Here is a 10,838-nt window from a genome sequence, read left to right on the forward strand (position 1 = left end):
TGCCGCGCACATCTTCCGCGGGTCCACCCACCAGGGTGTCACCCGCACAGCCCCCGGACGTTCCGTCCTCCCGTACGTCTTGCAAGGAGTACCTCCGTGGCGAGCAACACCTCTAAGACCGCGCGCGCGTCAGTCCGGGCCGGCCAGGCTGGCCAGGGTGGCGCCCTCAGCGTGCTGGGCGAGTTCAAGTACCTCATCCCGCTCAACGGCGGCAAGCACGCCTACGTGCGGAACCTGACCAACGGCAAGACCGCGCACCTGCGCACCGACTCCGAGGCGTTCGTCGAGGAGATCCGGGTGCTGGCCGCCGCCGGTCACGCCGCGAAGATCCGGGCCGAGATCAACAACCTCAACGCCACCCACCCGGGTGACGGCTGGGACGCCACCGAGAAGCGCCTCGTCGAGGCCGGCGTCTTCGAGGGCTGAGCCCTCCCCCACGCGACACCGCAACCGCCCGTCGGGATCATCCCGGCGGGCGGTTCCGCGTCCGCGGACCCGGGCGAGGGGCTTCCTACGTCTCGAGCAGGGCCACCTCGCCGGTCGCCAGGTCGTAGAGGGCGCCGACCACGGCCAGCCGGCCGGCGGCGACCGGGGCGGCGAGCCGGTCGTCGGCGCGCAGGGCGGCCACCGTACGCAGCACGTGCCGCCGGACCGCCATCGGACGCACCCGGGGGTCGTCGACGCCCACCTCGGTCACCGCCGGGGCGATCTGGTCGACCAGGTGGGCCAGCGCGCCGCCCGGCGACCGCCCGCCGCGCAACGCGTCCACGGCGGAGGCCACCGCGCCGCACCGCTCGTGCCCGAGCACCATGACCAGCCGCACGCCCAGCTCACCGACCACGTACTCGATGGAGCCGAGCACCGCCCGGTCGAGCACGTGCCCGCCGGTGCGGATCACGCAGATCGAGCCGAAGGTCTGGTCGAAGATCGCCTCCAGCGGCACCCGCGAGTCGATGCAGCCGAGCAGCACCGCGTACGGCTGCTGGTCGCCCGAGGCCGCGGCCGCGGCGGCGGTGACGTCGTGGCCGTGGATCGGCTGGCCGCTGACGAAGCGGCGGTTGCCGGCGAGCAGCTCGGCCAGCGCGGCGCGGGGCGACCCCATGCCCCTCAGCTTGGCGGGCCCACCGGACGCCCGGAGCGGGTTGCGAATCTTCTCACCGACCCGGTTGCCGTGGTCTCATGACGGGTAGCCGGTGTTACCACCGGGTATTCCCGGTGTTGCGGTTCCGTGCGGCCTGGGAGGTGACGATGTCGGAGCACGTCGAGGTGAGTCTTCCCGACGACGTACGCCTGCACGTCGAGGCGACCGGACCGGCCGACGCCGAGGTCACCGTCGTGCTGCTGCACGGCTGGACGCTGGACGGGCGGGCCTGGCACCGGCAGCTCGCCGACCTGCGGGAACGGTTCGGCGACGCGGTGCGGGTGGTGACCTACGACGCCCGCGGGCACGGCCGGTCGAGCTGCATGGCGCTGCCCACCGCCACGGTGGCCCAGCTCGGCGACGACCTCGCCGCGGTGCTGGACCAGGTGGTCCCGGCCGGCCGCGTCGTGCTGGTCGGCCACTCGATGGGCGGCATGACGATCATGGAGTACGCGCACCGGCACCCCGGGCACTTCGCCGCCCGGACGGCCGGGCTGGTCTTCGTCTCCACCACCGCCGAGGGCCACACGCACACCGCGTACGGCCTCTCGCCCCGGATCGCCCGGTTGATCCGCCTCGCCGAGACCACCGGGGCCGGCGTGCTGGCGCGGTGCGGGTCCTGGCGACCGCCCCGGGCGCTGCTGCGCGCCCTGCGTCCCAGCATCCGCTGGATGCTCTTCGGCGACCGCTGCGACCCCCACGACATCCGGCTGGTCACCTCGGCGGTGGCCCGCGCCTCGCTGCGCTCGATCGGCGGGTTCCGCGCCTCCATCGGGACGCAGCACCGGCTGGACACCCTCACCGCGCTCGCGCACCTGCCGGCGGCGGCTCTGGTCGGCGACCGGGACCGGCTCACCCCGCCGCCCTGCGCCGAGTCGATCGCCGCCGCGCTGCCGGCGACCGAGCTGACCGTCTGCCCGGGTGCCGGGCACATGCTGATGATGGAACGCCCCGACGAGGTCAACACGGCGCTGGGCGGCGTGCTGCGGCGCGTGCTCGCCGCCCCCGCTGCCGACGCCACCGCCGCCGCCCGGGCGGACTGAGCCGGGCGTCCGGGAGCGCGCCGCGGCCCCCTGCGGGCGTGACGCGGGTTCCTTTCCCGCACCGGTCGCGCCGCTGGTTGCGCGCGGGCCGTACCCTCTTGCGGTTGGCCTGGCGCGGTTCGCACGGTTCGCGCCGCCCGCCGCCGACGTCAGGAGGAGCGAGCGGTGACCGACCAGACCACCCTGGAACAGGAGATCGCCGTCGAGCAGCGGCATCTCGACCGGGTGTACGCCCGACTGGCCGAGCTGCGCCGGTCGGCGGTCAGCGCCGAGAAGGAGGGCTACCGGCTCGCCCGGGTGGGCAACTTCGGGGCGCTGGTCGAACGGGACGCGATGGTGTTCCACGCCGCGCGGCGACGGCACATGCTGGACGCCGAGCACGAGGGCCTGGTCTTCGGCCGGCTGGACCTGCTCGACCGGCAGGTGCTGCACGTCGGGCGGCTCGGCATCCGGGACGACGACGCCTCCACCCTGGTGGTGGACTGGCGGGCCCCGGCCGCCGCCGCCTTCTACCAGGCCACCCCGGCGCAGCCGCTGGGCGTGGTGCGCCGGCGCACGATCCAGTCCTCCGCCGAGCGGGTCACCCGGATCGAGGACGACCTGCTCGATCCCGTCGCCGCGCCCGCCGACATGGCGGTGGTCGGCGACGGCGCGCTGCTGGCCACGCTGTCGAAGGCCACCGGCCGGGGCATGCGGGACATCGTCGCCACCATCCAGCGGGAGCAGGACGAGGCGATCCGCTCCCCCGGCTCGGGCGTGACGATCGTGTCCGGCGGTCCGGGCACCGGGAAGACGGCCGTCGCCCTGCACCGGGCCGCGTACCTGCTCTACTCCGACCGCAGCCGGTTCGCCGGCGGCGGCATCCTGGTGGTAGGCCCGTCCGCGGTCTTCGTCGAGTACATCGCCTCGGTGCTGCCCTCGCTCGGCGAGGACACCGCCACCCTGCACTCGCTGGGCACCCTCTTCGCGGGCATGACCGCCACCCGCACCGATCCGCCGGCCGTGGCGGCGGTCAAGGGCTCGCTGCGGATGCGGCGGGTGCTGGAGCGGGCGGCCCGGGACGCGGTGCCGGGCGGCCCGACCGAGCTGCGCCTGCTCTACCGGGGCGAGCTGCTCCGGCTGGAGCGCCGCGAGCTGGACGGCATCCGGGACCGGGCGATGCCCCGGGGCGCCCGGCGCAACGAGGTGCGCCGGGCCGGCTTCGACGGGATCTTCGCGGCGCTCTGGGCGCAGGCCCGCCGGTTGGGCATCGGCCGGTTGCCCGAGCAGCGCGCGTTCGAGGACGAGATCGCCGAGCGGCCGGAGTTCCGGGAGTTCCTCAAGGCTTGGTGGCCGCGGCTGCACCCCCGGCACGTGCTCAGCTGGCTGGCCCGCCCGGACCGGCTGCACCGCTACGCCGAGGGGATCCTCTCCCGCGCCGAGATCCGGCTGCTGACCGACGCGTACCGGAGCCTCGACACCGCCGGGCTGACGATCGCCGACATCGCGCTGCTCGACGAGTTGGACGCGTTGCTCGGCAAGCCGATGCGGCCGGCCCGGGCGAAGCGGGACCCGTTCCAGCTGGCCGGCGGGGTCCGCGAGCTGAGCACCTTCGCCGACCGGCAGCGCGCCGCCCGCGAGGCGGCCCGGGAGCGCCCGGAGGACTACCGCGAGTACGCGCACGTGGTGGTCGACGAGTCGCAGGACGTCTCGCCGATGCAGTGGCGGATGATCGGCCGGCGCGGCCGGCTGGCCTCGTGGACGGTGGTGGGCGACCCGGCCCAGACGGCGTGGACGGGGGACCCCGAGGAGCTGACCCGGGCCCGGGACCAGGCGTTGGGCCGGCGCAAGCGGCACCACTTCACCCTCACCACGAACTACCGCAACTCGGCGGAGATCTTCGCGGTGGCGGCGGCCGAGATCCGCCGGCTGCACCCGGACCTCCCGCTGCCCAGGGCGGTGCGCTCCACCGGCGTCGACCCGGTCGAGCTGGCGGTGCCCCCGGCGCAGTTGGAGAGCGCCGTCGTGGCGGCGGCCCGCGCGCTGCTCGCCGAGGTCGAGGGCACGGTCGGCGTGATCACGCCGGTGCCCCGCCGCGACGAGGTGGCCGGCTGGCTGGGCGGGCTGGACGCGCCGCGCCTGCAGGTGGTGACCAGCCTGGAGGCCAAGGGCATGGAGTACGACGGGGTCGTCCTCGTCGCCCCGAGCGAGATCCGGGCCGACCCGGGTTCGGGGGTGCGGACGCTCTACGTCGCGCTGTCCCGGGCCACCCAGCGCCTGACCACCGTCGACCCGACCGGCTGAGGCCGCGTTACTTGCACACATAGCGATGTGAGCATAGATTGGACGCGAATCCGGACGCCTGACGGAGGGTGGGCGCGTGGGCGCAGGTCATGACCACCATCACGGGTCGGTGGCGAATGCCGCACACCGCCACCGGGGCCGGCTCTGGGCGGCGTTCGGGCTGCTCGCCGGCCTGATGGCGGTGGAGGCGGTGGCCGCCTTCCGCACGGGCTCCCTGGCCCTGCTGAGCGACGCCGGGCACATGTTCACCGACGTGCTCGGCATCGGCATGGCGCTCGCGGCGATCGCCGCCACCCGGCGGGCGGGCGCCGACCCGCAGCGCACCTTCGGCCTCTACCGGCTGGAGGTGCTGGCCGCGCTGGCCAACGCCGTGCTGCTCTCCGGTGTCGCGGTCTACGTCGTGGTCGAGGCGGTGCGCCGCTTCGGCGACCCGCCCGAGGTGCTGGCGGGCCCGATGCTGGTGGTCGCCGTGTTCGGCCTGCTCGCCAACGTCGGCGCCTTCGCGCTGCTGCGCTCCGGCGCGAAGGAGAGCATCAACGTCCACGGCGCCTACCTGGAGGTGCTCGGCGACCTGCTGGGGTCACTCGGCGTGATCGGGGCGGCGCTGCTGATCGCCACCACCGGCTGGTGGTGGGCCGACCCAGTGGTGGCGGTCGCGATCGGGCTGTTCATCCTGCCCCGCACCTGGCGGCTCGGGCGGGCCGCGCTGCGCATCCTCGTACAGGCCGCGCCGGAGCACCTCCAGGTCACCGCGGTACACGACCGGCTGGCCGCCGTGCCGGGCGTCGCCGAGGTGCACGACCTGCACGTCTGGACGCTGACCTCCGGGATGGAGGTGGCCTCGGCGCACCTGACGATGGCGCCCGGCGCGGAGGTGGGCGCGGTGCTGGGCGCCGCCCGGGCCGCGCTGCACGACGACTTCCAGATCGAACACGCCACGTTGCAGATCGAGCCGGGAGCGTCGCCCGGGGCCTGTGGGGCGGTGGAGTGGTAATGAGGACAACCTTAAATCTGGGAGAGTATTGTGGGCTTATGCCGGATTTGACTGTTAGTGGACGCACACCGTCCGTCACCTGCGCTGCACCAGTCACACCGGCACCGGTAGGCTCGGCTTCGGCCTCCGCCAGGCGGCACCCACCGGTGCCGGCGGTGGCCGCCGCCTAATCGCCCGGCGGGGCGAACCGGGGAACCATGTTCGTGGGGTGCATCCGCGTCAGCGGTAGGGATCTTCCGTCCCGAACCCGTCAGCTAACCCGGTCGGCGGCTGACGGAAGGACACGTGTATGCCAGTGATGGCACCTGTACGACGACGTGCCGCCCGAACGGCGGCCCTGATCGCCACGATGCTCGCCCTCGGCGCCGCGGTGGCCCCGGTCACCGCCGCCCCGGCGGCGGCCACCACCCGCGCCGGCCTGCTCGCCGCGGCTCCCGGCCAGGACGAGGAGGGTGGCACCCCCGCCCTGCGGGACCAACTGGAAGCGGCCAGCAAGGGCTACCTCGACGCCAAGCGCGCCCTGGAGACGTCGACCAAGCGGCAGCAGCAACTCACCGCGCAGCTCAAGACCACCGAGGTCGAGCTGACCGCGCGCACCGCCAACGTCGGCGAGATCGCGGGGGCCGCCTACCGCACCGGCCGGCTCAGCGTGGCGTCCGCCCTGCTCAACAGCGGCTCGCCGGACGGCTTCATGGACCGCGCCGCCGCCCTCGACGCGGTCGCCGCCAAGGAGGACCGGGCCCTGCGCGAACTCCAGGAGACCCGGGACGAGGCCACCCGCACCAAGCTCGCCCTGGACGGCGAGATCCGAGAGCAGCGCAAGCAGGTCACCGTGATGGCCAAGCGCAAGGAGCAGGCCGAACGGGCGCTGACGGTCGCCAACCGGAAGCAGCAACAACAGCGGTCCGCGGGTGGGGGCGCCTCGCCGGGCGGCACCTCGACCAAGACGGCGAAGGCGGCGCCGCGCAACCCCGACGGCTCCTGGCCGCGTGAGTCGTGCAGCGTCAACGACCCGACCCCCGCCAACGGCTGCATCACCCCGCGCACCCTGCACGCGCTCAACCAGGCCAAGGCGGCGGGCTTCACCCGCTACGTCTCCTGCTACCGCCCCGGCGGCTCCGGCGAGCACCCGAAGGGCCGGGCCTGCGACTTCGCGGCCCAGAAGGGCGGCTTCGGCGGCGACGCCACCGGCGGCGACCGGACGTACGGCAACAACCTGGCGGCGTACTACGTGCGCAACGCCGACCGGCTCGCCGTGCTCTACGTGATCTGGTACAGGCAGATCTGGCTGCCGAGCAGCGGGTGGAAGTCGTACAGCGGGGCCAACGGCGACCCGTCCAGCGACCACACCAACCACGTGCACCTGTCGGTCTACTGACGCCCGCGCCCCGGTGTCCCGCCCGTCGGCGGGACACCGGGGGGCGTGGACGCCCGTCGCCTCCGGTCGCCCCGGCCGGCGGTCAGTCGGCCGGCAGCCCGGGCGGGCGCGTGTCGAGGGCCGCGGCGAGACGGGCGGCCAGCCCGAGATGGGCCGCCCGGGCCTGGCGGAACGCGTAGCCGAAGAGCGGCGCGGGCGCGGCGAGGGTGATCTCCACGTCGATGCGGACCACGTCGTCGGGCTCCACCCGCAGCCGGGTGTGGTTGCGCACCGTGGTGGCGGGCCACTGCCGCGCCACGGTGACGATCTCGTCGGGATCGTGGACGAGGACGTCGGCCCGGTAGGTGATCGGCAGGCGCACCGGCCCGGCGGCCAGGCGATCGGTGATGTCGTAGCTGGCGCGCGCGCCGGGGCGGGTCGGCACCCGACGGACCCGGACGATGAGCGGGTGCAGGTCCTCCTGCCGGCGGGGATCGGCGAGCAGCGCCGCAGCCTCCGCGAGGGAGCAGCGCGCCTGGACGGTGTAGCTGAAGGAATCCCGCCTGAGCACGCCGTCTCCCCGCCGTCGATGGTCGCCCGATCGTCGCGCATGCCGGGCACGCTGGCAACGCCGCGCCGATCCCGCCCGGAGTCCGGACGCCCGGGCGCCGGTCCCACTACGGTCAGCTGGTGGAGGGTCACGCCGCGTGTCGATCGGTGGAGGGTGGGCGCATGAACGGGTACGACGGATGAGCGGACACGTGATGGTCTTCGCGCCCACGCCCCGGCTGACGGTGACCGTCGACCAGCCCAGCGACGCGCCGGAGCTGCACCTGCACCCCGGCGGGCAGGGCGTCTGGCAGGCCCGGATGGTGATGTCGCTCGGGGTCGACGTGGTGCTCTGCACCGCCCTCGGCGGCGAGATCGGCCAGGTGCTGGAGCCGCTGCTGGTCAGCGAGGGGGTCAACCTGAAGGTGGTGCTCCGCGACTCCGGCAGCGGCGGGTACGTGCACGATCGGCGGGAGGGCTCCCGGGAGGAGATCGTCGACGTGCCCGGCCAGCCGCTCAGCCGGCACGAGCTGGACGAGCTCTACAACCTGGCGCTCGGCGAGGGGCTGCGCGCCACGGTCAGCGTGCTGAGCGGGCCGAACGAGCCGTCGCTGGTCCCGGCCGACCTCTACCGGCGGTTCGCCGCCGACCTCGGGGCCAACGGCAGCCGGGTGGTGGTCGACCTCTGCGGCGAGCACCTCGACGCCGTGCTCCAGAGCGGCGTCTTCTTCCTCAAGGTCAGCCACGAGGAGCTGATCGCCGACGGCCGCGCCGACGGCGAGGACGAGGAGCAGCTCACCCGGGCCCTGTACGACCTGCACGCCGGCGGCGCCGAGAACGTGGTGGTGAGCCGGGCCGACAAGCCGGCCCTCGCCCTGGTCGACGGCGAGGTCTTCGAGGTGGAGATGCCCCGGCTGGAGGCGGCCGACCCGCGCGGCGCGGGCGACTCGATGACGGCCGGGGTGGCGGCCGTGGTGGCGCGCGGCGGTGACGTGCGCACCGCGATCCGTACCGGCGCGGCGGCCGGCGCGCTGAACGTGACCCGGCACGGCCTGGGCACCGGCCGGCTCGACTCGATCACCGGGCTGGTCGACCGGGTGCGCCTCGTACCGGCCGGCAGCCGGCCACAGGAGCGGACCAGCCCCGACGAGCTGGCCGACCGGGCGGCCGAGCGATGACGCTGCGGGTGCTGGTCACCAACGACGACGGGATCGCCGCGCCCGGCATCCAGGCGCTGGCGCGGGCGGCGGCGGACCGGGGCCTGGACGTGGTGGTCGCCGCGCCGCTGGAGGAGGCGAGCGGCACCAGCGCCGCGATGACCGCCGTGGAACGCGACGGCCACGTGGTGGTCCACGAGCACCCGCTGGCGGAGCTGCCGGGGGTGCCGGCGTTCGCGGTCGGCGGCTCCCCCGGCTTCATCGCGCTGATCGCGGTGCACGGCGCCTTCGGGCCCCCGCCGACGGTGGTGCTCTCCGGCATCAACCGGGGCGCGAACGCGGGACGCGCGGTGCTGCACTCGGGGACGGTGGGCGCCGCGTTCACCGCCGCCGCGAACGGCTGCCGGGCGATGGCCGTCTCGCTCGACGTGCTCTCGGCCGGGGAGGCCACGGCCGCCAGCGGAGGCGCCGCGGTGGCCGCCGCCGCCCGGGTACGCGACGCCGAGCGGCACTGGTCGACGGCCGCCCGGGTCGCCCTGGACCTGCTGCCCCGGCTCACCGCCGGGCCGGTGGAGAGCGTGCTCAACGTCAACGCGCCGGACCTGCCGCACAACCGGCTGCGCGGGGTGCGCCGGGGCACGCTGGCCAGCTTCGGCCAGGTGCAGATGACGGTGGCGGAGGCCGGGCACGGCTTCGTCCGCACGTCGCTGGAGGAGCCGGGGCAGGCCGTGCAGCCCGGCACCGACCTGGCCCTGCTCGCCGACGGGTACGCCTCGGTGACGGCGATCCGCGCGGTCACCGAGGTGGCGGACGTCGACCTGTCGGGCCTCGGCGACGACTGAGGGACCCACCCTCCCGCGTCGCGGCGGGTCGGTGGGGTGCCGTCGGCGGGTCAGGCGCCGGGGAGGACCTCGGGCGTGGGCGCGCCGGCGTAGTAGGGCTCGGGGGCGCCGAAGAGGCCGAGCAGGCCGGTCACCCAGAGCTGCCGGTGCACGAACCGGCTCGGCTCGGTGACGACGAGCTTGACGCCGCTCACCTCGGCGGTCTGGAAGCCGGCGACCATCGCGCTGATGCCGACCGAATCGATGAAGGTGACGAGCCGCATGTTCAGCTCGATCCGGCCGGGGCGCCCCTTGGTCAGGACCTCGGCGATCGCCTCGCGCACCTCGTATGCGGTGTCGACGTCGATCTCACCCCGCGGGGCGATCTCGATGACACCACCGGGCAGGACCGACTTCACGATCGACAGGCTCACGCGAGCACCTCCACTCGCCCGTCCGACGGGCGCCTCATCAGTACGCGGGCCGCGACCGAGAGTATTCCTCCGACGGCCTCGGTCGCCACCCCTCGGGATGAGCAATTCGCGGACGAGGGCACGGCAAGTCGCCCTTATCCGAACTATTGACGTTTTGTCCGACCAACGATCAGCTGTCGCTGACGCGTCGCGCCCCAGGGTAGCCGGCCGCTGCCGGCACCGCCCAGCAGCGGACCCCCCGGGCGTGGCCTGTCCCGCTTCGGCCCCCGGCCTTGCCCGTACTGCCTAGCATCGGCTCGGAGACACGACTGCGACCGGGAGGACGATCAATGCTCAGGAGACTTGCCGCGCTGGCCGGCGTCAGCGCGCTGTTGGCCCTCGTACTGGCCTGCGGGTTCGGCGGCGGCGGGGGCGATGACGACGACGATGACGACGACTTCGCGCGGGGCGTGAGCGCGACGGTCGCCGTCCGCTGACGCCCCCGCACCGCCCGCCGACGTCACCCCGGTCGCGGCACCCGCCGCCGCACCGGGTTTGCGGAACCGCCCCACGGGGCACAGGCGGAAACGAGCGAACCGTCACACGCCGGTGCGACGCCGAAGTCCGAAGTGGCCGCCGGCTTCGGCACCCGAGGAGGTAACCCACCATGTTCGCAAGCAACCTGCTGGACCGCCGCAGCAAGCCCGAGCGCGTCACGGACCAGGCGTGGCAGCACCTGGTCTCGGCGGTCAGCTCCGCCGGTGACAGCGTCCGGGACACCGCCCGTTCGGCCCGCCGAGGCGGTTCCGGTCTCGCCGACGAGGCCGGCGACCTGGTGGGCTCCGCGGCGGACGAGGCCCGCCGCCGCGCCACCCTCGCCTTCGACGCGCTGGCCGGCCGCCGGCCCGCGCTGCCCTGGACGCTGCTGATCGGCGCCGCGCTGGTCGGCGCGGCGATCGGCTGGGCCGCCGGCACCCCCGCGCGGGCCGCCGGCAGCCGGTGAGCACCAGCACGAGGTCCCGCAGCTCGGCGGCGACCACCACCAGCCCGCCGTAGACCGGGCGGCCCTTCTCCCCGCCG

General features: G+C 74.7%; 12 protein-coding genes and 1 riboswitch. Of the genes, 9 read left to right on the forward strand and 3 right to left on the reverse strand.

From position 1 onward, the window contains the following. Positions 1–96: 96 nt before the first annotated feature. Positions 97–426 carry a hypothetical protein gene (locus AB0G08_RS23440; RefSeq protein WP_121655853.1) on the forward strand — a complete coding sequence of 110 codons (330 nt, stop codon included), beginning with the start codon at positions 97–99 and terminating at the stop codon, positions 424–426. 85 nt (positions 427–511) lie between these two features. Here the strand turns inward: AB0G08_RS23440 and AB0G08_RS23445 are convergent, their stop codons facing one another. Further along, a complete protein-coding gene (locus tag AB0G08_RS23445; RefSeq protein ID WP_358091475.1) occupies positions 512–1,102 on the reverse strand; it encodes a carbonic anhydrase in 591 nt (196 codons plus the stop codon). A 146-nt stretch (positions 1,103–1,248) separates the two neighbouring features. Between AB0G08_RS23445 and AB0G08_RS23450 the strand changes: the two genes are divergently transcribed. The 4 genes from AB0G08_RS23450 (at position 1,249) to AB0G08_RS23465 (ending at position 6,839) form a co-directional block, all read left to right on the forward strand. Then, positions 1,249–2,184 (forward strand): alpha/beta hydrolase, encoded by a 936-nt coding sequence (locus AB0G08_RS23450; RefSeq protein ID WP_358091477.1) that lies wholly within the window; start codon positions 1,249–1,251, stop codon positions 2,182–2,184. A 165-nt stretch (positions 2,185–2,349) separates the two neighbouring features. Further along, entirely contained in the window at positions 2,350–4,467 is a 2,118-nt protein-coding gene (locus AB0G08_RS23455) for an AAA family ATPase (protein ID WP_358091479.1), read from the forward strand. Between the two features lie 76 nt (positions 4,468–4,543). Continuing rightward, the gene (locus AB0G08_RS23460; RefSeq protein ID WP_358091481.1) at positions 4,544–5,461 is read left to right on the forward strand and encodes a cation diffusion facilitator family transporter; all 918 of its coding nucleotides are present in this window, start codon (positions 4,544–4,546) and stop codon (positions 5,459–5,461) included. A 153-nt stretch (positions 5,462–5,614) separates the two neighbouring features. Next, a riboswitch (cyclic di-AMP (ydaO/yuaA leader) is annotated at positions 5,615–5,746 on the forward strand. Between the two features lie 13 nt (positions 5,747–5,759). Further along, positions 5,760–6,839: a hypothetical protein gene (locus tag AB0G08_RS23465; RefSeq protein ID WP_358091483.1), complete on the forward strand. Its 1,080-nt coding sequence runs from the start codon at positions 5,760–5,762 to the stop codon at positions 6,837–6,839. A gap of 82 nt (positions 6,840–6,921) precedes the next feature. Here AB0G08_RS23465 and AB0G08_RS23470 read toward each other — a convergent pair whose 3' ends face one another. Further along, complete coding sequence (locus tag AB0G08_RS23470) at positions 6,922–7,389, reverse strand: SRPBCC family protein (protein WP_358091485.1); 468 nt, start codon at positions 7,387–7,389, stop codon at positions 6,922–6,924. Positions 7,390–7,567: 178 nt separating this feature from the next. On the opposite strand from AB0G08_RS23470, the gene AB0G08_RS23475 reads away from it, so the two are divergent. Next, positions 7,568–8,545 carry a PfkB family carbohydrate kinase gene (locus AB0G08_RS23475; RefSeq protein ID WP_358091487.1) on the forward strand — a complete coding sequence of 326 codons (978 nt, stop codon included), beginning with the start codon at positions 7,568–7,570 and terminating at the stop codon, positions 8,543–8,545. Continuing rightward, positions 8,542–9,366, forward strand: a complete 825-nt coding sequence (locus tag AB0G08_RS23480) for a 5'/3'-nucleotidase SurE (RefSeq protein WP_358091489.1) — start codon at positions 8,542–8,544, stop codon at positions 9,364–9,366. Before AB0G08_RS23475 ends, AB0G08_RS23480 begins: the two co-directional genes overlap by 4 nt. A gap of 50 nt (positions 9,367–9,416) precedes the next feature. On the opposite strand, the gene AB0G08_RS23485 is transcribed toward AB0G08_RS23480, so the two are convergent. Continuing rightward, on the reverse strand, positions 9,417–9,779 hold the full coding sequence (locus tag AB0G08_RS23485) for an STAS domain-containing protein (protein WP_088998998.1): 363 nt from the start codon (positions 9,777–9,779) through the stop codon (positions 9,417–9,419). 329 nt (positions 9,780–10,108) lie between these two features. Between AB0G08_RS23485 and AB0G08_RS23490 the strand changes: the two genes are divergently transcribed. Together AB0G08_RS23490 and AB0G08_RS23495 are read left to right on the forward strand one after the other, a co-directional pair. Next, positions 10,109–10,255 (forward strand): hypothetical protein, encoded by a 147-nt coding sequence (locus tag AB0G08_RS23490; RefSeq protein WP_358091491.1) that lies wholly within the window; start codon positions 10,109–10,111, stop codon positions 10,253–10,255. A gap of 170 nt (positions 10,256–10,425) precedes the next feature. Further along, positions 10,426–10,761, forward strand: a complete 336-nt coding sequence (locus AB0G08_RS23495; RefSeq protein ID WP_358091493.1) for a hypothetical protein — start codon at positions 10,426–10,428, stop codon at positions 10,759–10,761. Positions 10,762–10,838 lie beyond the last annotated feature (77 nt).

Source organism: Micromonospora sp. NPDC023644 (genome assembly GCF_040640115.1).
GTDB lineage: Bacteria > Actinomycetota > Actinomycetes > Mycobacteriales > Micromonosporaceae > Micromonospora.